The following is a 21,446-nucleotide window of genomic DNA, read 5'->3' on the forward strand; positions in this document are numbered from 1 at the left end:
GTGATGATGCGCGATGCAAACGTTCCCACAAATTCCACCATCGCGGAAGGGTGGTAAACCGTGCCCGGAACAGGCGCCCCGCTCGCCGACCACGCGCTGCTGCTGCACCCCGACGACCACGTCGCGGTCGCCCTGCGCGACCTGCCGCCGGGCTTGAAACTGACGCACGGCACCCTCACCGTCGACGTCACCGCGGCGATCCCCCAAGGCCACAAGCTGTGTGTACGGGATATGCCCGCGGATACGCCCGTTCACAAGTACGGCCAGACGATCGGACGGACCACCACCGCGGTACGAGCCGGTGAGCACGTGCACAGCCACAACCTCGCCATGGACACGGTCCGCCCGGCGTACGAGTTCGGCACCGGCCGCGTCACCGTGCCGAGGGCTTCGGTCACGCGTACGTTCGAAGGGTTTGAACGCGTCGGAGGCGCTGTCGGCACGCGCAACTACGTCGGCATCGTCACCTCCGTGAACTGCTCCGCGTCCACCGCTCGCATGATCGCCGACCAGTTCCGCGGCCCGGTCATGGACGCCTGGCCGCACGTCGACGGCGTCGTCGCGCTGACCCACGACTCCGGCTGCGGCATGGTCCCGTCCAGCGAGGGCGGCCAGATCCTGCGGCGCACGCTGCGCGGATACGCCGCCCACCCCAACGTCGGCGCGGTGCTCGCCATCGGCCTCGGCTGCGAGATGCTCGCCGTCGACGCGTTGTTACACGACCTGCCCGCGCCGGCCGACACTCTGGTTTCTCAGCTGACCATCCAAGATCAGGGAGGGGTACGCGCCACCGTCCGCGCCGGAGTCACCGCCGTACGCGAACTGATCGAACAGCTCGACCAGCGCCGCCGCACCACCGTGCCCGCCTCCCGCCTGATCCTCGGGCTGAACTGCGGCGGCTCCGACGGATACTCCGGCATCACCGCGAACCCGGCCCTCGGCCACGCCTCCGACCTGCTCGTCGCCCAGGGCGCCACCACCGTTCTGGCCGAAACCCCCGAGGTGTTCGGCGCCGAACACCTGCTCACCCGCCGCGCGGTCAGCTCCGCCGTGGGCCACAGGCTGCTGGACCGCATCGCGTGGTGGCAGAAATACGTCGCGGCCGGCGGCGGCACCCTGGACAACAACCCGTCACCGGGCAACAAGGCCGGCGGCCTCACCACCATCCTGGAAAAATCCCTCGGCGCCGTCGCCAAAGGCGGAACCGCCGAGCTCACCGCCGTCTACGAATACGCCGAACGCATCACCGCCGCCGGCTTCACCTTCATGGACACCCCCGGGTACGACCCGGTCTCGGTCACCGGCCTGGTCGCCGGCGGCGCCACCGTCGTCTGCTTCACCACCGGACGCGGCTCGGTCCTCGGCAGCAAGCCGGTGCCGACGCTCAAGGTCGCGACCAACACCACGATGTACGAGCGGATGCGCGACGACATGGACCTGAACGCCGGGCCGATCGCCACGGGAGACGCAACCGTCGCGGAGATCGGTGACCGGATCTTCGAGGAGATCCTCGCCGTCGCGTCCGGCCGGATGACCGTCAGCGAGGACCTGGACCTGGGCCGCGACGAGTTCATCCCGTGGCAGCTGGGTGCCGTGACCTGATCTCCTCTTCGGCTCTTTACGATGCTCGGGTGACTTCGACAACGGTGGCCGGGGTGATGACCCAGCTCGCGGCGCTCGACGATCCGAAGGTGCGCGCCGTGAACGAGCGCCACGGCGACGACCACGGGGTGAACCTCGGCAAGTTGCGCGCCCTCGCCAAGCAGCTCAAGACACAGCAGGACCTGGCTGTTGCGCTCTGGGCGACCGACGACACCGCGGCCCGGCTACTGGCGATCCTGATCAGCAGGCCGAAAGGGTATTCGCGTGACTCGCTGGACGCGATGCTGCGGTCGGCGCGTGCTCCGAAGGTGCACGACTGGCTGGTGAACTACATCGTCAGGAAGAGCCCGCACGCCGAGGAGCTGCGGGTGGCCTGGTTCGCCGACCCGGACCCGGTCGTGGCGAGTGCTGGCTGGGCCCTGACCACGGCACGGGTTCCTGGGGACCTGGATCTGGACGGGCTGCTCGACATCATCGAAGCCTCGATGAAGGACGCGCCGGACCGGCTGCAATGGGCGATGAACCACTGCCTCGCCCAGATCGGGATCTCCGACGCCGGGCGGCGGGCGCGCGCCCTGGAGATCGGCGAGCGCCTGCAGGTGCTGGTGGACTACCCGACCGCGCCGGGGTGCACGTCACCGTTCGCCCCGACCTGGATCAACGAGATGGTCCGGCGGCAGGCTGCCGTTTAAACCGCTGGAGCCAGGCCCGACGACGCACGAACGACTAAGCCGGTCGGGAGGGTGACCTCGCGTTCGCGTACCGTCGTGGCCGGCTTTCCGGCACCGCCCACCCGGCGGAGAAGCAGTTCGAGCGCGGCCGCACCCGCCCGGCCTTTCGGGACCGCGACCGTGGTCAGCGGCGGATGGCTCATCGCGGCGAGGCTGATGTCGTCGTAGCCGACAACGCTCATCCGCTCCGGCACCGGCACACCCCGGGCCGCCAGCCGGTGCAGCAGGCCCATCGCCACCAGGTCGTTGTAGGCGAGCACCGCGGTCGCCGGACTCGCCAGCACCAGGTCACCGGCGAGGACGCCGCCCTCGAAGGTCGGCGCCACCGACCCGAACCGGAGTATCTCGACGCCGGGTTCATCCGGTTTGCCGTTCTCTGGTTTGCCGTTCTCTGGTTTGCCGTTCTCTGGTTCTTCGTTCGCCAGCGTTTTGTCGTATTCCGCCAGGGTGGTCAGGCGTTGAGCGCTCGCCCAGGATTCGTCCGGGCCGGCCAGGAACGCGATCCGCCGGTGGCCCAGTGCCCGCAGATGGTCGATCGCCTGCCGGGTGCCGGCCGCGATGTCCGCCGAGATCGACAGCATCCCGGGAACCTGGCGGTGCACGAGAACCGTCGAGTCCGGATCAGCGGCCTCTGCCAGCTCGGCGTCGGTCGCACGCGGCGAGCAGAGCAGCACGCCGTCGGTGTTCCTGCCGAGCGTGGCAAGGGCTTCCAGCTCGGCCGACACATCCTCGTCGGTGTCGGTGATGAAGACACCACAGTCGACAGCGCGAGCCCGGGCGCTGATGCCTTTGGCGATGTCCGCGAAGAACGGGTTCTGCAGATCCGGAACGATCAGCCCGTAGTTCCCGGTCCGGCCGGTGATGAGCCCTCTGGCGGTACGGTTCGGCCGGTAACCGAGTCGCTCGGCGGCGGCCATGACGGTGGCGCGGGTGGCGGGGCTGACACTGCCGCCGGTAAGTGCCCGCGAGACGGTGGACACCGACACACCGGCGGCATCCGCGACATCGTGCACGGTCGTGCGCACCGGGTTCGTCTCCCTCATCAGGCTGGCCGCCAGCATAGCGGCAGCCGGCCCGGTTGTGACACGGCGTGGGAATTCTCTGCATACGTTTGCAAGTGGGGTTGGCGGGTTCCGTGGTCGGCGCGGCCCGCGCTGGCGTTGCGTGTCACAACCCGTTCGGCATCCTAGGACTCTAGGAAGAAACCTGGCGCTTGTTGCTGGCGCTTGTTGCTGGCGCTTGTTGCTGGCGCCTGTTGCTGGCGCTTGTTGCTGGCGCTTGTTGCTGGCGGTCGTCGCCAGTTGCCGGGCGCCGGGCGATCTTGAGCGATTGTCTACCGCGGAGGGGTGAAAGTCGCTCAAGATCTCGCGTGGAGCAGCGGCGGCCGGCTGGGGGTGCCGCCACACGTGGGTCGCGCTCTGGATGGTCGCGCTCTCAATGGTCGCGCTCTGGATCTTGAGCGATTCCGGCCCCTCCGCGGTAGAAAATCGCTCAAGATCCGGGGCGGCTGGAGGGGGTGTCGTCGATCTTGGACCTTTGGCTGCATACGGGTGTGGTCAAAGGCTCAAGATCGGCGACTTGGTGCTCAGTTGTTGAGCGAGGCGCGGGCTTTCTCCTGGGAGTTGCTCGGGGCCTCGGCTGTCGGCTTGTTCGAACTGGGTGAGTTGTCGGCGTTGTCCTTGACAGCGCCGTTGGCCTCGCCGCGGGTGTCGGCACTGTTGTCCTTGGCTGCGCCGTTGGCGTTGCCGCCAGGGCTGGGGCTGTTGTCCTCGGACGGTTTGTTCGTGCCTGTCGGAGTGTCCGGGTTGTCGCTGGCGGAACCGCGCGCATGCTCGGCGTTTCCGGCGTTGGCGTCCTCGGCCGGCTTGGTGGAGTTCGCGGGCGTGCCGGAATTTTCCTTCAGGCTGCCGTTCGCGTCGTCGCGCTGTCCGGCCTGCGCCGAGTCGCTGTTCGGCGTCGGCGTCGGCGCCGGGGAATGGCTGGTGGCATCGTTCGAGGAACGGTCACCACTGTCCTGGGCGCCGGCGTTCGAAGGCTGGGCGGGGTTCTCACTGATCGTCCCGTTGGACGGCTGGCTCGGCCCGCCCTCCGCCGGCTTGTTCGGGGTGGCCTGCACGGCGTCGCCCTCGCCAGCCTTGTTCGGTGTCGACTCACTCTCCGTGGACTTGTTCGGTGTGAGCTGCGCCGCGTCACCCTCGGTCGGCTTGTTCGGCGTCGCCGGGGTGGATGAGCCGTCGCGGTTGGAGTCGCGCGCTTCGGCCCGGGCCTCGTCGTTCGGCTTGAGTGCGTCGGAGGAGGCTTCGCCATTCGGCCTGAGCGTGTCGGAAGAGGCTTCGCCATTCGGCCTGAGCGTCGCGTCGGTTTCGAACCCGGCACCGGGCTCGGCCGCTTCGCTGACGCCACCCGCGATTCCACCGGCGGCCGCGCCGACGGCCCCTCCGGCACCAGGTCCTCCGGCAACACCCGTGGCGGCACCGCTTACTCCAGCTGCGACGTCACGGGCAGCACCGCCAACACCGGTACCTGCACCCGCACCTCCACCCGCACCTGCAACTGCGCCTGCAGAGCCGCTAATGCCTGCGGCAAGGCCTCCGGCGGCCGCGCCCAAGCCGGTGCCCGCCGCAGCGCCGCTGACGCCGACGGCCAGGTCACCGGCTGCTGCTCCGACCGCGCCTCCAGTACCGGCAGCCCCGCTCAGACCTGCGGCCAGACCACCGGCAGCCGCACCGAGTCCGGCACCTGTCCCACCTGCCGCACCGCTGACCCCGCCGGCCAAGCCCTCGGCGAGACCGCCGGCGGCAGAACCGAGCGCTCCACCAGCACCAGCACCAGCACCAGCCAAGCCTGCAGCAAGACCACCCGCCGCGCCGCCGAGCACTCCCCCGGCACCCGCGGCCAGACCACCCGCCACGCCCGCGGCCAGACCACCCGCCGCGGCGCCTGTCGCGCCTGGGTTGGCTACGTCGGAAGGGCGGATCACCGGTACGCCTGCCGCCGCCGCCTGTCTGGCCCGGACTGCCTGGATCGCGGCGGCCATCTCCGCTCGGGCGTCTGTGGCCTGGGCCGCCGCGGACTGGTAGGCGGCTACCTGGCGGGGGTAGTCCGGGGACGACGGGTTCAGCGGTTCATTGATCAGCATGCCGTAGACCGGGAGGCCGCCTGCTGCCGCCGTCTCGCGCGCCGATGCCATCCGGCTCTGGGCCATCGCCAGGTGCCGGCCGAAAGTGTTGAACGCGCCTGCTGTCGACTGGATCTCGCCGTGCAGGGCTGAGGCCAGGGTGCCGGCTCGGGACATGCGGGTGCTGAAGGCCGCTCCGCCGGAGCCCCGCCAGCTCGTGGTCGCGTCGGCGCCCACGCTGCGCAGGGTTTCGGCGCTCGCGCGGACGTCGAAGGCCAGCTGGTCGCGGAGCCATCCGGCGGACTCGAAGATCTGGCCCGGGTCGCCGTCGAGGCGGGTGTCGATGGGCATCACAACACCTCGCTGATCCTCTGTCCGGCGGCGGTGTCCTCGTACGCGTACGTCTGGCCGGCCTCGGAGACACGCATGCCCGCGTCGTGGAGCCCGGCCGCCAGGCCGGTGGAGCTCTCGGAGAGCTGCGCGAGCAGCTCGGCGAAGATCGGGGTTGCCTCGCCGGCGTCCGGGGCGGCGCGCAGCCTGCCCGCGCCGGCGGCACGCAGCGCCTCGCCGGAGCGACGGAGCCGGTCGGAAATCGATTCGAGCAGTACCAGGTCGACGGTCAGACGATCAGCCATGATTCTTCCTCCCCACCGTGCGGATGCTCGGGTGTACACCGCACGGTGGGAGAAAGGTTCAGATAATCAGCAGGCGATCTTGCTGCGGCCCTTCTTGTTGGTCCACGAGCAGGTGTCGTACGCCTTCTTGCTGGGCTTGCGCAGGGTCGCCTTGTCGCCGGTGTTGTTCCAGATGTAGTTGCCGCTGTTCCAGTAGACGTGCTTCTTGGTGTCGGTGCCGTTGCCGGTGTGCAGGTAGATCTTGCCGCCCTTGGCCGGGATGCTGACGGCGCCGAACGTGTAGACCCGGCCGCCCTTCTCCTTGATCGACCAGCCCTTGAGGTTGACCGCCTTCTTGCCGGTGTTGACCAGCGAGATCCACTCGGCGTTGCGGGACTTGTTGCTGCGGGTGTCCTTGCCGGGCGAGTCGTAGAAAGCGGTGTGGAAACGGAGCGTCGGCGCCGCCTGGGCCGGGCTCGCCGCGGCGAGGGTCCCGCCGAGGGCGACGGCGAGGGCGGCCATGGTGCCGAGCAATCTACGCATGGAAAAGGATCCTTTCGGTGGAGACCCAGGATCCTGCCGAACAGCGGGCGGCAGTTCACGCACCGCGAGTAGCCCCTTCGGCTGGAAAAGTCAGCCGGTGGCGCGGATGCCGTCCAGCGCGAAGTGGAGGACGCGGTCGCGCTGGGCGTCGTCGACGAAAGCGGCTGAGGTCAGGCCGGAGACCAGGCGCAGGACGTCGTCGAAGCTGGCGTCGGCGCGGACCTCGCCGGACTGCTGGGCGCGGGCGAACAGGGGCTCACCGGCCGCGTACATCACGACCCGGCAGGACCGGAACATCTCCGAGTCCCGGTTGAGCAGGTCGATGATGGCGCGCTTCGTCACGGCGTACGCAACAAAGCGCTGGAGCCAGACCCGTAAGGCCTCCCACGGCGGGAGAGACGCGGCGGCCTCGGCCGCCGCGGCGAGCTGGTTGATCTCCTCGACGTAGACCGCTTCGAAGAGGTCCTGGCGAGCCGGGAAGTTGCGGTACAGCGTGCCGATGCCGACTCCGGCGCGTTTCGCGATGTCCTCGAGGGAGGCGTCGGCGCCCTTCTCGGCGAACGCGTCGCGGGCGGCGGCGATCAGCGCGTCGTAGTTGCGGCGGGCGTCGGCGCGCTGCGGGCGGCGCAGGGTGACCGGACCGTCCATGGTGAGGCTCCTCACATCCCCGGGGATGGAAAACCGGTTGCTAACCGGAGGCACACCTCCGCTAATCTGGAGGCATGCCTCGACTTTACCAGCCATCCCCGAGGGTGACCTTCGCGGTGCTGGCCGCGGCGGCTGCCGCCTTCTCGCTCATGCAGTCACTGGTCACCCCGGTGCTGCCGACCATCCAGCAGGATCTGCACACCAGCACCGGATCGGTCACCTGGGTGCTCACCGCCTGGCTGCTCGCCGCGTCCGTCGCCACCCCGCTGATGGGCCGCATCGCCGACACCATCGGCAAGGACCGCACCCTGCTCGTCGCGCTCGCCGCCATCGCGCTCGGCTGCCTGGCCGCCGCGCTCGCCCCGAACATCGGCGTGCTGATCGCCGCCCGGGTGCTGCAGGGTCTCGGCGGCGCCGTCTTCCCGATCTCGTTCGGCATCGTCCGCGACGAGTTCCCCCCGGCCCGGGTCGGCTCGATGATCGGCGTGCTCGCCGCGGTCATCGCCACCGGCAGTGGCCTCGGCATCGTGCTGGCCGGACCGATCGTCGGCGTGCTCGACTGGCGCTGGCTGTTCTGGATCCCGATGGCTGTCGTCACGATCGTCGCCGTCGTCGCGTGGCGGGTCATCCCGGTCTCGCCACGGCACGGCCAGGGCCGGATCAACTGGCTCTCCGCCACCCTGCTGGCCGGCTGGCTCGTCGCCCTGCTGCTGCCGCTGAGCATGGGACGGACCTGGGGATGGTCGTCCGGGCGTACCCTCGGGCTTTTGGTCCTGGCAGTTGTTGTTGTCTCTGCCTGGCTGGTGGCTGAGCTGCGCTCCGCGGAGCCGCTGATCGACATGCGGATGATGCGGCTGCCGGCGGTCTGGACCACCAACCTGGTCGCACTGCTTTTCGGGGCCGCGATGTTCGGGGTCTTCGCCTTTCTGCCGCAGTTGCTGCAGGTGCCGGCTTCCACTGGGTACGGGTTCGGCGCGACCGTGACCGGCGCCGGCCTGCTGATGCTGCCGATGCTGGTCTCGATGGCGGTGTTCGGGTCGCTCAGTGGGCCCCTGGCCCGGTGGGTGAGCAACAAGGCGCAGCTGTTGTGGGGTTCGGCGATGGGTACGGCGGCGTGCCTGTCGCTGGCGCTCGCGCACTCCGAGAAGTGGACCGTCGCGGTGGCGGCCGGGGTGTTCGGAATCGGACTCGGGCTCATCTACTCCTCAATGATCAATTTGATCGTGTCGAGTGTTCCGGCCCACCAGACCGGCGCTGCCAGCGGAATGAACACCAACATTCGTACGATCGGAGCCTCGCTGGGCACGGCGGTGGTCAGCACTGTCGTCACCGGTCACCTGCAGCCGAGTGGGTTACCGGCCGAGGCGGGGTACACGACGGCGTTCCTGCTGCTGGCGGGCGCGAGCGCGGCGGCGTTCGGGGTGGCTTTGCTGGTGCCGGCCGCTCGGCGGGCGGTGTCGCCGGTGCCTGAGGTACTGCCCGAGCTGAGCCCGGTCGAGGTGTGAGGCGGGTCGGCGCCGGTGAGCGGTGCGGACCCGGACGTCACCGGGCCGCCACGCGCATCTCGGAGATGCTCGTCCACGGGCCGCCGTTGGCCTCCGACAGCGCTCGCAGGCGGACGTAACGGGCGGTGCGGGCGGTGAAGCAGGCGTTCTGTTCGCCGATCACATTCGGCCAGGTGCCGGCGGCTGCGGGTGTGCCCCAGGTGCTGCCGTCGGTGGACGTGTAGACCTCGTAGCGGGCGATCCGGCCGTTGACATGGTCCTGCCGGGGGCGCTGGTAGACGCAGCTGACGGTCATGTTCCGGCCGAGGTCGAGCTGGATCTCGTGCGGGTGCGGCGGGTCCGGGTTGCCGGAGTACGCCGTGTGCCAATACGTCGCCAGGTTGTTGTCCAGGACGTTGGTGCCGCGTGCGTTCGTGCTGGTGGTCTCCTGGCTGTCGACGGATCGGACCGTGGTGGCGATGCGCGGCAGCCTCGGGTAGACCGTCACGTTGAGTTCGGCGATCGACGTCCAGGCCCGGCTGTTGACCTCGGAGAGCGCGCGCAGCCGGATGTACCGGGCGCTCTTCGGCGCGATCACCGCGGTCTGCTCGTCCGCGTTGTTCGCGAACGTGCCGGTGGCGACGGCGCTGCCCCAGGTGGTGCCGTCGAGCGACAGATAGACCTCGTACCGGCCGATCCGCCCGTTGGCCACGTCGGCGCGGCCGCGATAGACCAGTCCGGTCACGTCGTAGATGCCCCGCAGATCAAGATCGATCTCGTGCGGGTGCGGCGGGTCCGGGTTGCCGGAGTACGCCGAATGCCAGAACGTGGCGGCGTTGCCGTCGAGGACGTTGCGGGACGGCTCGGTGGCCTCCTGCGAGTCGACACGGCGCACGGTGATCTGCGACTGGACGAGCCTTTGGCGTACGAAAGTGGCGGTGTATGTGGTGTTCGCCGCCGGCGCGATGATCGTGTGGGTCTGCCCGCCGCCGTCCGACCAGGCGGCGAAGACCTGTCCGGCACCGCCGGAGGTCTGCGGGGTGATGCCGCTGACCGTGTTCGCCGAGCCCTGGATGACCGTCCTGGTGAACGGCGTCGTCTGCGCGGCGCCGCCGAACGCGATCTGGGTGCCCGGAGGGTTGCCGGCAAAGGTCAGATTCACCGTACGCGGATCAAGGCGCCGCGTCGTCGTGGACGACAGCCCGCCCGCGTCGGTGGCGGTGAGCACGAGTTCCAGATAGGACGGGTACTCGTGGTCGGGCGCCGGGAACGAGGCGCCGGCCACGCCGTTCCATTCCTGCGCGGTGTGGATGTGGCAGTTGTCCGCCGTGTAGCAGTGGTACTGCAGCAGCCGCCAGCGCAGCGCCGACGCGGGCAGTGTCCCCTGGTTCGGATCGGTGGCGCCGCCGCTGAACGTCATGGTCTGCCCGACGGCGAACGTGGTACCGGCGGCCGGGGTGGCGATCGTCGCGACCGGTGGGCTGTTGCCGGCCTGGATCTGCACGGTCTGGGTGTCCGCCGCGTCCAGGGTGTCGGCGACGCGCAGCCGTGCGGTGAACGGCCCGCCGCTCGACGGATAGGTGTACGTGGCCGTGGCGTTCCGCGAGTCCACGGTCCCGTCGTTGGTGAAGTCCCATTCGTACGTGAGCAGGCCGGCGTCTGCCTCGTCCGGGTCGCTCGACGCCCGGGCGTCGAAGTTGACGGTGAGCGGCGCCTCCCCGGTGGTCGGCGAGGCTTCGAGAACCGCGTTCGGCGGCTGGTTGCCCGCGAAGTACCGGATCCGCTTGACCGTGCCGCCCGCGTCGGCGTAATACAGCTCGCCACCGGGCCCGATCGCCAGGTCGACCGGGTTGGACGCGGCGGAGACGAAGGTGAGCCGGTTCCCGGAGTCCGGCGCGCCGCCCTCGGCCGACGGCAGCATGGCCCAGATGCAGTCCCGGGTGTAATCGGCGAAGAAGAGCGCACCCCGATATTGCGCCGGGTAATCGCCGTCGGCCGTGGGGTAGAACGCCATCCCGGAGATGCTGGACCCGCCGGTCGGGCACGCCTCACCAGCCACCACCTGGCCGGAGTGCTGGTACGCGTAATGCGGCGCCGTCTGCCCGCCGGCGGTGTACAGGCTCTCGCAGAGGTCGAGGTTCGCGCCGTCGTACCCGCCCTGGCGGACCGTGCCCTCGAAGCACGGCCAGCCCAGGTTGCGGACCGTCGCGACGTCCGGCAGCCGGTTCACCTCTTCCCAGGTGTTCCAGCCGACGTCGCCGGCCCAGAGTTCGCTGGTGCCGGGACGCAGGGCGAAGCGGTACGGGTTGCGCATCCCGTACGCGACGATCCGCTGCGTGTTCGGGTCGGCCGACCCGATGGCGGGGTTTCCGGGCGCGGCCGCGCCGGTCGCCGGGTCGAGGCGCAGGATCGCGCCGTCGAGGCCGGTCGGGTCGCCGCCGGTCCGCACGTCCTGCGAGCGCAGCGCTCCGCCCTGTGCGGTCGGCGCGGTCATCGTGCCGCCCGGCGGGTCGGCGCACGGGTTGATCGGGTTGCCGAGCTGGCCGTAGTCGACGACGTTGTAGCTGGCCCCGTCGCCGGCGCTGAGGTAGAGCATGCCGTCCGGGCCGAAGTGCAGGTCGCCGATGGAGTGCGACGGGTACTGCTGGCACCAGTCGTGCAGCAGCACCGTCTCGGCGCCGGTCATCACGTTGCCGCCGGCCGTCAGCCGGGACAGCCGGGCGGTGACGATGCAGCGACCGCCGTTCGCCCCGCCGACCGCTGAGCAGTTGTCGTTCCAGACCGGCGCGGTCTGCCCGGGCGGGGCGTCGTAGGTGTAGAGCACGTAGACGTACGGCACCACCGGGAAATCCGGGTGCAGGGCGAGGCCGAGCATGCCCCGGTCGTTCTGGCTGTGCACGTTGACGCTCAGGTCGGCGAAGATCGTCGGCGTGGTGTCGGCGATCGAGTCGAAAACCTTGATCCGGCCGGCTTTCTCGGCCACGAAGATCCGCCCGTCGGGGGCGAACTCGACGTTCATCGGAAGGTCGAGCCCGGACAGAACAGTCTGCTCCCGGAACCCGGCAGGCAACACGGCGGCGTGCGCCGGCGAACCGCCGACCACTCCTAAGAGGGTGGTGACCAGCAAAAACACGACCAAAATGGAAATAGTACGCCGACCGGCCACTGCCGTCCTCCCCCGAGGCTGGTAACCGAAGTCGGATGACAACATGGCCGGCAGGCGATCAGTTGATTTCAATTGTGTTTCTTGCGGATGACGCCAATTCGGCACTTTCCCATGTGGAAAGTGGCTGCTACTTTCCTGGTAGGAAAGTACGTTCCCGAGGAGGAAGTCATGAGTGTCCCGCCCATCGACGCCGAACTCGCCCTCGCCGAGATCCAGTTGCGCCGCGCCCAGGTCGTCGACACGAACCTCGTGCCCCGCTGGTTCTGGTTCAGCATCGCCGCGCTGATGGTGGCCTTCGTCGCCGCCGTCGAGTCCGGCGTGACCTGGATCGTCGCCACCGGCTCGATCGTTTACGCCCTGGGCATCTGCGCCCTGATCATCGCGATGGTCCGGCACGCCCGCGTCCAGGTCCGCACCGGCCTGCTCGGCTTGCGCGGCGGGCTCGCCATCGCCGGGTTCACCCTGGTGCTGGTCGCCGCCGGCATCGGGCTCGGGTTCGCCCTGGAAGCGCTCGGGGTGCCGTTCCCGGCCACCCTCGGGTGCGTGCCGGTCGCGCTCGGCCTTGCCGTCGGCGGCCCGGCCCTGATGTCCCACCTGCGCCGGATCATGCTGGCGCGGCCGCTGGCGGGTTCCTGATGGGCACTTTCGCCTCGGACAAGTCCGCCTCGGACAAGTTCGCCTCGGACAAGTTCGCCTCGGGCAAGTTCGATGAACTTATCCACGCTCCCACCCGACTGTCCTTGGTGAGTCTGCTGGCCGCGACGGACTGGGCCGACTTCCGGTTCCTGCGCGACAGCGCGGACCTGTCCGACTCGGCGCTGTCCAAACAGCTGACCACCCTGGAGGAGGCCGGTTATGTGGAGATCCGCAAGAGCTTCGTGGGCAAGCGTCCGCGCACGTCGGCGCGGCTCACGCCACAGGGCCACGAGGCCTTCGCCGGGCACGTGGCGGCGCTGCAGGAGATCGTCGCCCGGGCCGGTCTGGCGGTGCTCCCCCAGCCGTGATCACCACGTTCCGCCCACCCCTCTGGCTGCGCGTGGTCCAGATCATCCTGTTCGGCGGCCTGGGCGCCGCGCTCACCGGTGGCGGCATCGACGAGGGCGGCTGGGTTCTGCCCCTCGCCCTGACGGGCTCGGCCCTCACCCTGGCGTCCGGCGCGCGCTTGTGGGTCCTTCGCATCGATGTGTACGCGGACCGCCTGGTCCTGATCAACCTGTTCCGTACCGTCGTGCTGCAGTGGCGCGAAGTCGCCAGAGCCGGCCACGACGACCAGGGGTTGTGGGTCCGCGACCACGACCTCCAGGAATACCGCCCGACCGCGCTGATGGTGAACAGCCAGAGTCTGGCGTTCGTCCAGCGTGCCGCCCTCGCGGACGCCCGGAAGGCCGCCGCTCTCATCGAAAGGATCCGCAAGAAGCATTCTTGACACGGTCCCTCACATTGACGGCATGAGAGCACGCCTCGCATTCATCGTCGGCTCTGTCGCCCTGGCCGTCGCACTGCCGGCACCGGCCCTCGCGGCTCCGGCGTTCCCGGCCGCGGATGGCTGGTGTGTGGATGAGGCAGGTGTGCTCGGCGGGCTCTGCGACCAGATCACCGCGATCCTGCGCGAGGACGAGGCCGCCACCTCCGACGAGATCGCGGTGGCGGTGGTGCCGACCACCGGCGACGCCTCCATCGAGACCTGGAGCACCGGGCTCTTCAACGACTGGGGCGTGGGCAAGGCCGGCGCGGACAACGGGATTCTGCTAGTCGTCGCGGTCGAAGACCATCGGGTACGCCTGGAGACCGGCCGTGGCATGGCGCAACGCCTGGACGACGCCACCGCCGCCACGATCATCGACACCGTGATCACACCGCGTTTGACGGCCGAGAACTACTCGGCCGGCATTCTCAACGGGCTGGACGAAGTGCGGCGCACCCTCGGCCACCCGGTGGAGCCCGGCAACGCCCTGGCCGATCTGACCGGCACCGGTGCGGGGAGTGACGGTGCGGGGAGTGACGGTGCGGAGAGTGCCCTCCTCGGGCAGGACACCGATTTCCAGCCCCCGCAGCCGGAGAGCCGGAGCCTCCTCCCGATCATCGTGTTCGGAGTGATCGCCGTCGGCCTCCTCGGTCTGATCGGCTGGGCCACCGGCCGCGGCAAGCGCGGGCCGGGTTCGTCGGGCGCTTACCACACCGGCGCGGCGACCGGCACCTACGTCGGCTACGACTCGTCCTCCTCGTCGAGCACCAGCAGCGGCTCCAGCTTCGGCGGCGGTTCCTCGGACGGCGGCGGCTCGTCCGGAGGCTGGTGACCAGAGAAAGGCTGGTGACCAGAAGAGGCTGGTGACCAGAAACAGCCACGCCCGCGCGAGATCAGAACCGTGCCTCGTCGATCACATGGACTGACCTTGTGAGTTTGTGGCTGCGACAGCGGCATTGACTCACAAGATCCAAGAACGACGGAAGCGAGCCACGGGTGCACGGCGACGTTCTGTGCGACCTGACCCACGCCGCGGCTGCTTCAGCTGGCTCCCAGCGCTGCCTCGCCGGCGATTCGACAGCACTGACCCTGCTGGTCAATTCGCCGAGCCGTCAACGGTGTGCGGTTGCGCCACTGGACCGACCCGAAACCCACAAGTTCCACCGCCGCGCCCAACACCCAGCCCGTTTCGCCCGTCGCCGCCGGAACGCCCGCACGCCCGCACGCCCGCAGCCCAGTGTGACGACTTGCAGTCCAGTGTGTTGATTTAGGGTGCGATCCGCACCCAATGTCCACACGCACGCCGTGGAAGCGGCTGTTCGTGTTGATTTCAGGTTGGAATTGCACCCTAAATCAACACGCTGAGCTGACACTTGGGCTTGGTCGCAGCAGGCGGCGGCACCCCCGCCGGGGGTGCCGCCTTTCGTCATCGGAGAGGGCTCACGCGGCGACTTCCTCCACCTTCGTGCTGCGGCGGGCCGCCCAGATCACCAGCGCCGCGCAGATCGCGGTCAGCACCAGCGTCGCCGTCGTCACCGCGTTCTCGAATTCGTGCGCCGCCGCCGCACTGCCACCGATACTCGTCAGCGACCCTGCGATCGCCGCCGCCACGATGGTCCCGGTCACCGCCATGCCGACGCTGCCGGCGACCTCCTGGCTGGTGTCGCTGAGCGCCGCCCCGGTCGACGTCTGGTCCTCCGGCAGCCCCCGCATCACGGTTACCCCGGCGATCGTGGCGACCACCCGCATGCCGGCCGCGGTCAGTGCCAGCGCGATCGCGATGAACACGTAGTCGTACCGTCCCAGCAGGGCGTAGACGAGCAGGCCGGCCACGACCGAGGCCGCGCCGAGCGCGCCGGCGCGCTGGGTGCCGAGCTTGTCGGCGATCTTCTCGACGAACGGGCCGATCGCGATGAGGACGACCACCTGCGGGAGGTTGCCGAGCGCGGCCTGCGCCGGCGACCAGCCCCAGACGAGCTGCAGCTGAAGCGAGACGCTGTACGCGATGGCGGCCATGCCCAGGCCCATCGCGGCCTCGTACGCCAGACTCGCCGACACCGCCGGCCGCTTGATCAGGGCGAAGTCGAAGATCGGGTGGGCGGTACGGCGCTCCCGGACCACGAAGGCGACAGCGCTGGCGATGGCGCCGGCCGCGGACAGCCACGGCGCGGCGTGACCCCAGCCGTCCTCGACGGCGAGGGTGGCGGTCCAGAGCGTGAGCAGCAGCGTGGTCGTGCCGAGCATCGCGCCGAACAGGTCGAGCGGGGTGGTGTTGCGCTGCGCCGGGTTGTCGGCCGGGATGCCGCGGCGGATGCAGAAGAACGCGAGCACCGCGATCGGCACGTTCATCACCAGCAGCGTCTGCCACGGCAGGACCTGCAGGACCAGGCCGCCGACGGTCGGTCCGATCGCCATCCCGACGAGGCCGACAGTGGCGATGAAGGAGGTGGCCCGCATCAGCAGGTTCTCCTGGTCGAACAGCCGGAAGCAGAGGGCCATCGTGCCGGGCGCGGTCATCGCGGCGGTGATGCCGATGGCGGCACGGACGGCGATCAGCTCACCGGGCGTACGAACGAAAAGCACGGCGAGGCTGGCGAGGGCGAACAGGCTGAGCCCGATCAGCATCATCCGCCGGGTTCCGTAGCGATCGGCGATCGCGCCGAAGGCGATCATCAGGCCGCCGAACAGCAGGGAGTACCCGGAGGTGATCCACTGCAGGTCGGACGCGGTGGCGTGCAGCTCGCGGGCGATGGTCGGCAGCGCGACGCTCAGCACGGAGTTGTCTAGCATCTCCACGAGGAAGACGACGGACAGCCCCAGAATCGCGGGCCAGACGGCCCACAGCGACGTGGCGGGCGCTTTCTCGCGCGCCTCCAGAACAGTGGCACTCATGATCTTGACCTCCCGCAAACGACACCGGACACGATCGTCCGGCGGACTTACCGGGCGAATCACTGGAACACCGTTCCATGACTCCTAGCTTGGAACACCGTTCCAGACATGTCAAGATGGGTTCATGGCCACCCGGACGCGGAACACAGATCGGCGCGACGACGCGCTATCCAAGGTACGCATCGTCGAATCCGCTGTCGCGATGCTGGACGAGGCGGGCGAGAGCGGTCTGACGTTCCGGGCGCTCAGCGCGCGGCTGCAGACCGGGCCCGGCGCGATCTACTGGCACGTGGCGAACAAGGACGAACTCCTGGCCGCCGCCACGAACGCCGCCCTGACCAGCCGCATGACGGCCGAAGCGGCAGTCGGCCCGCCGAAGGACGTGATCCGCGCCATCGCGCTCATCATGTTCGACGCGATCGACGAGCACCCGTGGCTCGGCGAGCAGCTCTCCCGCGGGCCGTGGCAGGGCGTGACGCTGCAGATCTGCGAGCGCATCGGGCAGCAGATCCAGGCGATGGGCGTACCGGCCGGGGCGCAGTTCACCTCGGCGTCCGCGTTGATGATCTACATCCTGGGTGCGGCGCGGCAGAACGCCGCGAACGCCCGCATGCACCCGCCGGGCACCGATCGGGCCGAGATCCTGGAGACCCACGCGGCGGCATGGCGGAGCCTGGACCCGCGGCAGTTCCCGTTCCTGCACGACATCGCCGGCCAGCTGCGCGACCACGACGACCGCGCCCAGTTCCTGGACGGGATCAACCTGATCCTGACCGGGGTGAGCGACCTCTGAAAGCCGGGATCAGCGACCTCTGAAAGCCGGGATCAGCGACCTCTGAAAGCCGGGATCAGCGACCTCTGAAAGCCGGGATCAGCGACCTCTAGAAGGCTCGGTGCATCACGTGCAGACCGACCGGCCCGTGCACCGGATGCTCGAACGCGCCCGGAATCGTCCCGACGATCGCGAACCCGAACGACAACCAGAGCTTCACGGCCGGATTCGTCTCGACCACGGCATTGAATACCATCGCCCGATAACCGTCCTCCGGCGCCTCGGCCAGGACATGCTCGGCCAGCCGACGCCCGATCCCCCGCCCGCCGAACGCCGGGTCGACCATGAATCCGGCGTTCGCGACCCTCGCCGCCGGGCCGCCGTAGTTCGGCTTCACATACGCCGACGCGACCACACGACCGTCGTCCTCGACGACGAAAACCCGGGCCGCCGGACTCATCCAGAGCGCGCGGGCGCCGGCTTCGGTCGTCTCACGATCCCAGGTGTACGTCTCACCGGCCGCCACGATCGTCCGCCAGAACGGCCAGATCTGGTCCCAGTCGGCCGCCACCGCATCTCTGATCTTCATGATCACCAAGGCTAGCCGGTCAGACCGCCAGGTCGAAAAGGTCGCCGCTGCGCAGCATCTGACGCGGGTCGACGCCCTTCTCCTGAAGCAGGCTGACCAGCTGTGACGCGCTCGCCTTCCGTACGTCGGCCGGGTCGGAGGCGAGAGCTTGGCTGAGCCGCTCGGACTTGGCAGCCTCCCGAGCGGCCTCCCGAGCGACCTCCTGAGCGGCCTCCTCCCGAGCGGCCTGCTGGGCCTCCGCCACGGCCTTCTGGCTCTTCGCGACCGCCTTCTCATCCTCGGTGATGGTCTTCGTGTCCGCCTTCGCGGCCTTGTCGGCGGCGAGCTGCTGCTGCGCCGTGAGGAGGTCGGTACGGGCGTCGGCGTACGCGGTGCTGATCGAAGCCATGGTGTTTCTCCTGTTCGAAGCGGTGCCTGTTGCTTACGCCGGTCCAGTCGGTCGCGCCGGGACGGGCTTTCGGCTTCGACAGCTGATCCACAGCAACACAAAGGTTCCTGCTAGCTCCGGTCCTTCTCGAACGCCGCACGGCTGGCCTCGACGTGCGGCACGTGCTCCCCGCCGCTGACCGGTCATCGCGCCCTGAGCCGGGCCTTCAGGTCGCCGGTCAGCAGATCCCACACCCGCACGGTGCCGTCCTCGGACCCGCTGACCACCTGGATGCCGTCGATCGCCACCGAGGTGATCCGCCCGGTGTGGCCGGTCAGGCGTACCCCGGCCTCGCCGTCCCAGATCCGCACCGTTCCGTCCTCGCCGCCGGTCACGACGACGAGTCGTCCTTCGTGCACGGTCGCGGCCACCGCCGTGAGCTGCCCGTCGTGGCCGGCCCGCCGGAATATCAGCTCCCCGGCCGCCATGTCCCACACCCGCAGCTCGCCGTCGCGGCCCGCGCCGGAGATCACCACCATCCGCCCGTCGACGCGCGCGACCGTCACCGGCGGCCACGTCACGCTGCCGCCGGCGCCTCCGCCGGCCATCGGCGTACCGATGACGTTGCCCTCGGCGAGGTCCCACGCCCGCAGCGCGATCTCGCCGGCGTCGTACTCCCCCGTCGCCTCGTCGTAGGGATGGTCCTCGGTGACCGCATAGATCACCTCGCCCACCTGCGAGAATGCCCGAGCTCCTGCCCACTCGTCCAACGGACCGGCGGCAAGCTCGCCGGTCGCCAGGTCCCATGCCCGGGTACGCCCGTCGCCGTGCAGACAGACCGCGATGGTCCGTTCCTGCCAGTCCGCGGCGGCGAGCACAGTGGCCGGATACCTGGTGTCGATCGGATCGCCGGCCGGGGCGCCGGTGGCGAGGTCCCAGGTCCGCAGCGAACGGTCCCCGGCGGTCACGGCCACCGTCCGTCCGTCGAGCTCGGTGGTGGCGATCGCGCGTACCCAGGAGGTGTGGCCGTTGATCTTGTCGCCCGCCGGGGTGAGGGTGGTCAGATCCCAGCGGCGCAGCGCACCGTCGCCGTCGCCACTGATCACGAACGGACGCCCGCCGGCGTGGCCGACCGCCACCGTGGTGATCGAGACCGTCTCGTCGGCCCAGGGCGTGCCGATCGGCGCGCCGTCCGGAAGCTCATGGGTACGCACCGACTCGTCGAGCCCGTGGGTGACCAGAACCGGACGACCGTGAAGCACGGTGGCGGCGAGGGCGTCCACCTCGTCGAGCGAGCCGGCCGGGAGAATGGCCTTACGACCGTCGGTGGTGACAATAATGATCTTGCCGTCGATCTCGGCGGCGGCGATCGAGGCGACAAGCTCGCCGGGCCGGTCGATCGGTGCACCGGCCTCCTCACCCGAGGTCAGGTCGGACTGGTGGATCACCCCGTCGACATCGGCGCTGACCACGATCGAGTCCCCGGCCAGCGCGAGAGCGCTGATCTGAGCCCGGTGCACGGCAAGTGGACCGCCCACCTCCGCGCCGGTGGCGATGTCCCAGCGGCGCAGTTCGGTACCGGCCCCGCCGATCAGAGTCGGCCGTCCCGCCAGCACCCCGGCGGTGATCACCTGAGGCGCGGTCCCGGCGAACGTGATATCCACGCCGGCGCCGGACGCCAGGTCGAACACGTGCAGCCGCTCGTTCGCCACACAGATCGCGATCGGTCGTCCGTCGAGCTCGGCTGCGGCCACCGCCTCGATCCCGGCGAGCCCGGTCGGAATGGTGCCCGCCGACACACCGGCCACCAGGTCGATGACGTCCAGCGCCGGACCACGCACAACGATCGCGTGCGGCCCGCCGGCCTCAAGCACTGTCAGGCAAGACATGGCCGTCACTCTAAGCCGCCAGATCCGGTCGGGACGAGAGCGGATTGTCGATCTTGAGCCCGGCGTGTGCACGCTCCCATCCGTCCACAGTGCCATCCCGGAGAGCAAACACCCTGCTCAAACAGGCTGCGTGCGCACCCATGCCACCGGCGTCGCACACCCAGATACCGGCTAGCGGCCGACCAACCACGGCAGCCAGCTCTACCACCGCAGGCGGCGCTCTACCACCGCGACCAGCACCAGCGTCGAGGGCAGCGCTTCCAAGATCCGGGGTCGACGCTCGGAGGGCGGCGCTCGGAGGGCGGCGCTCCACGATCCGGCCAGCCGGCCCACATTCGGCGCGCTGGTCGGGCCCGCTCCGACGCGCCCGCACTCGGTGCGCCGGAGCGGGCCCGACCAGCGCGCTCACACTCGGAGCTGCGCTGTCGTGTCCGAGCGCCCGGCTCGCGCTCACGGTCGCCATCGCGCCCCCGAAACGACCTCGAGCACAAGCCACCCCAGCCCGGCTCGCGCTCACGGTCGCTTCCCCGGCCGCCGCACGGCCACGAGCACGAGCCGGCCAGGCGGCCAGGCAGCCAGGCGGCCAGGCAGCCGGGTGCCGCTCGGCCTTGAGGCGGTCAGCCGGGAGCAGAGCGAAGTCGTGAGCTTGCGCCGTCCCACCGACCACAAACTCACAAGGTCGCGGAGAACAGCCCGCCGGAACATCACCGCCCGCGGCGCCTGCCCGAGATCTTGTGAGTGTGCGCCGCCACGGCAGCCACAAACTCACTAGATCTCCTCGAGGTTCGCTATCAACGCCGGGCGCGCAGGGCGGGCGGGGCGGGCGGGGCGGGCGGGCGGGGCAGGGCGGGTGGGCGGGCGGGAGCGGGTCTAGGGCACACGGTGGGTCCTGGATTCCCGGCGAGGGAGGCCGGCTGCCGGCGGCTTGTCCTCACTCGATAACGGCGGGTGGGACTACTGCGGCAGGTAGCCGGCGGCCTTCTTCGCGCAGGCCTGCACTGCTTCTTCGGCGTCGGCACCGATGCTTTCCAGGGCTACCAGCGCGGTGAAGACGACGTCAGCCAGCTCGCCGATCACCTGTTCGCGGGTGTGGGTGACGCCTTTGCGGGGGTTCTGGCCGAGCAGGCCGATCCACGCCTGAGCCGCCTCGCCGGACTCCTCGGTGAGTTTGAGGATTCGCAGGGTCTGTTCGAGTTCGGACGTGCCGTTGCGTTCGTCGAGGTGGGCACGCCAGCGCTTGGCCTCGGTCCAGATGTTCATACGGCGATTCTGGCGGCCCAGCGCCGGCCCCGATCGCCGGGCCCCGGGCCACGAGCCACGAGCCACGAGCCACGAGCCACGAGCCACGAGCCACGGGCCACGGGCCACGGGCGGCCGCCGTCGGTTCCGGCGGCCGCCGTCGGTCCCGGCACCGCCCGCCGCGTGCTGACCAGCCGATCCGACACTCCAGCCGGCTGAACACCACAGCGACCACCACGTACAGCCGGCCGAGAGCGGCTGCACACCACGGCCCCCGGCTGTCACCCACGGCGACCACCACGTACAGCCGGCCGCCCTGACGTACAG

20 protein-coding genes are annotated in these 21,446 nt (G+C 69.8%); 8 read left to right on the forward strand and 12 right to left on the reverse strand.

Features of this window, described 5'->3' with window-relative positions:
* Nucleotides 1–60 precede the first annotated feature (60 nt).
* Nucleotides 61–1,602, forward strand: coding sequence for a UxaA family hydrolase (locus tag ACQP2E_RS21630; RefSeq protein ID WP_433824746.1), 1,542 nt, complete (start codon nt 61–63; stop codon nt 1,600–1,602).
* 29 nt (nt 1,603–1,631) lie between these two features.
* Nucleotides 1,632–2,294, forward strand: a complete 663-nt coding sequence (locus ACQP2E_RS21635; RefSeq protein WP_433824747.1) for a DNA alkylation repair protein — start codon at nt 1,632–1,634, stop codon at nt 2,292–2,294.
* On the opposite strand, the gene ACQP2E_RS21640 is transcribed toward ACQP2E_RS21635, so the two are convergent.
* From ACQP2E_RS21640 to ACQP2E_RS21660, 5 genes are all read right to left on the reverse strand, one after another.
* Entirely contained in the window at nt 2,291–3,376 is a 1,086-nt protein-coding gene (locus tag ACQP2E_RS21640; protein ID WP_433824748.1) for a LacI family DNA-binding transcriptional regulator, read from the reverse strand. The genes ACQP2E_RS21635 and ACQP2E_RS21640 overlap by 4 nt on opposite strands.
* Nucleotides 3,377–3,918: 542 nt before the next feature.
* Entirely contained in the window at nt 3,919–5,802 is a 1,884-nt protein-coding gene (locus tag ACQP2E_RS21645; RefSeq protein ID WP_433824749.1) for a hypothetical protein, read from the reverse strand.
* The gene (locus ACQP2E_RS21650; RefSeq protein ID WP_433824750.1) at nt 5,802–6,086 is read right to left on the reverse strand and encodes a hypothetical protein; all 285 of its coding nucleotides are present in this window, start codon (nt 6,084–6,086) and stop codon (nt 5,802–5,804) included. The genes ACQP2E_RS21645 and ACQP2E_RS21650 overlap by 1 nt, the downstream gene beginning before the upstream one ends.
* Before the next feature lie 66 nt (nt 6,087–6,152).
* Nucleotides 6,153–6,608: a lamin tail domain-containing protein gene (locus ACQP2E_RS21655; protein WP_433824751.1), complete on the reverse strand. Its 456-nt coding sequence runs from the start codon at nt 6,606–6,608 to the stop codon at nt 6,153–6,155.
* Between the two features lie 90 nt (nt 6,609–6,698).
* The gene (locus ACQP2E_RS21660) at nt 6,699–7,256 is read right to left on the reverse strand and encodes a TetR/AcrR family transcriptional regulator (RefSeq protein ID WP_433824752.1); all 558 of its coding nucleotides are present in this window, start codon (nt 7,254–7,256) and stop codon (nt 6,699–6,701) included.
* A gap of 74 nt (nt 7,257–7,330) precedes the next feature.
* Here ACQP2E_RS21660 and ACQP2E_RS21665 point away from each other — a divergent pair, with 74 nt between their 5' ends.
* Complete coding sequence (locus ACQP2E_RS21665; protein ID WP_433824753.1) at nt 7,331–8,761, forward strand: MFS transporter; 1,431 nt, start codon at nt 7,331–7,333, stop codon at nt 8,759–8,761.
* Nucleotides 8,762–8,798: 37 nt separating this feature from the next.
* Here the strand turns inward: ACQP2E_RS21665 and ACQP2E_RS21670 are convergent, their stop codons facing one another.
* A complete protein-coding gene (locus tag ACQP2E_RS21670) occupies nt 8,799–11,873 on the reverse strand; it encodes a discoidin domain-containing protein (RefSeq protein ID WP_433824754.1) in 3,075 nt (1,024 codons plus the stop codon).
* A 201-nt stretch (nt 11,874–12,074) separates the two neighbouring features.
* Between ACQP2E_RS21670 and ACQP2E_RS21675 the strand changes: the two genes are divergently transcribed.
* Nucleotides 12,075–12,542: a hypothetical protein gene (locus ACQP2E_RS21675; protein ID WP_433824755.1), complete on the forward strand. Its 468-nt coding sequence runs from the start codon at nt 12,075–12,077 to the stop codon at nt 12,540–12,542.
* Here the strand turns inward: ACQP2E_RS21675 and ACQP2E_RS21680 are convergent.
* Nucleotides 12,511–12,744, reverse strand: coding sequence for a pentapeptide repeat-containing protein (locus ACQP2E_RS21680; RefSeq protein ID WP_433824756.1), 234 nt, complete (start codon nt 12,742–12,744; stop codon nt 12,511–12,513). The two genes, ACQP2E_RS21675 and ACQP2E_RS21680, sit on opposite strands and share 32 nt — an antisense overlap.
* Here ACQP2E_RS21680 and ACQP2E_RS21685 point away from each other — a divergent pair.
* From ACQP2E_RS21685 to ACQP2E_RS21695, 3 genes are read left to right on the forward strand one after another with little or no spacing between them, the layout of a single operon-like run.
* The gene (locus ACQP2E_RS21685) at nt 12,650–12,910 is read left to right on the forward strand and encodes a winged helix-turn-helix domain-containing protein (RefSeq protein WP_433824757.1); all 261 of its coding nucleotides are present in this window, start codon (nt 12,650–12,652) and stop codon (nt 12,908–12,910) included. The two genes, ACQP2E_RS21680 and ACQP2E_RS21685, sit on opposite strands and share 95 nt — an antisense overlap.
* Entirely contained in the window at nt 12,907–13,332 is a 426-nt protein-coding gene (locus ACQP2E_RS21690; RefSeq protein WP_433824758.1) for a hypothetical protein, read from the forward strand. The genes ACQP2E_RS21685 and ACQP2E_RS21690 overlap by 4 nt, the downstream gene beginning before the upstream one ends.
* Nucleotides 13,333–13,354: 22 nt before the next feature.
* The gene (locus tag ACQP2E_RS21695; protein ID WP_433824759.1) at nt 13,355–14,203 is read left to right on the forward strand and encodes a TPM domain-containing protein; all 849 of its coding nucleotides are present in this window, start codon (nt 13,355–13,357) and stop codon (nt 14,201–14,203) included.
* A gap of 608 nt (nt 14,204–14,811) precedes the next feature.
* Here the strand turns inward: ACQP2E_RS21695 and ACQP2E_RS21700 are convergent.
* Nucleotides 14,812–16,263 (reverse strand): MFS transporter, encoded by a 1,452-nt coding sequence (locus ACQP2E_RS21700; protein WP_433824760.1) that lies wholly within the window; start codon nt 16,261–16,263, stop codon nt 14,812–14,814.
* Between the two features lie 124 nt (nt 16,264–16,387).
* Here ACQP2E_RS21700 and ACQP2E_RS21705 point away from each other — a divergent pair, with 124 nt between their 5' ends.
* On the forward strand, nt 16,388–17,056 hold the full coding sequence (locus ACQP2E_RS21705) for a TetR/AcrR family transcriptional regulator (RefSeq protein WP_433824761.1): 669 nt from the start codon (nt 16,388–16,390) through the stop codon (nt 17,054–17,056).
* Between the two features lie 88 nt (nt 17,057–17,144).
* On the opposite strand, the gene ACQP2E_RS21710 is transcribed toward ACQP2E_RS21705, so the two are convergent.
* The 4 genes from ACQP2E_RS21710 to ACQP2E_RS21725 form a co-directional block, all read right to left on the reverse strand.
* A complete protein-coding gene (locus tag ACQP2E_RS21710) occupies nt 17,145–17,624 on the reverse strand; it encodes an N-acetyltransferase family protein (protein WP_433824762.1) in 480 nt (159 codons plus the stop codon).
* A 19-nt stretch (nt 17,625–17,643) separates the two neighbouring features.
* Complete coding sequence (locus ACQP2E_RS21715) at nt 17,644–18,012, reverse strand: hypothetical protein (protein ID WP_433824763.1); 369 nt, start codon at nt 18,010–18,012, stop codon at nt 17,644–17,646.
* 182 nt (nt 18,013–18,194) lie between these two features.
* Nucleotides 18,195–19,880 carry a WD40 repeat domain-containing protein gene (locus ACQP2E_RS21720; protein ID WP_433824764.1) on the reverse strand — a complete coding sequence of 562 codons (1,686 nt, stop codon included), beginning with the start codon at nt 19,878–19,880 and terminating at the stop codon, nt 18,195–18,197.
* 954 nt (nt 19,881–20,834) lie between these two features.
* On the reverse strand, nt 20,835–21,140 hold the full coding sequence (locus tag ACQP2E_RS21725) for a MazG-like family protein (protein WP_433824765.1): 306 nt from the start codon (nt 21,138–21,140) through the stop codon (nt 20,835–20,837).
* Between the last annotated feature and the right edge of the window lie 306 nt (nt 21,141–21,446).

Origin of the sequence: Actinoplanes sp. CA-015351, from assembly GCF_050955685.1 — a bacterium.
In the GTDB taxonomy this organism is placed as follows: domain Bacteria; phylum Actinomycetota; class Actinomycetes; order Mycobacteriales; family Micromonosporaceae; genus Actinoplanes.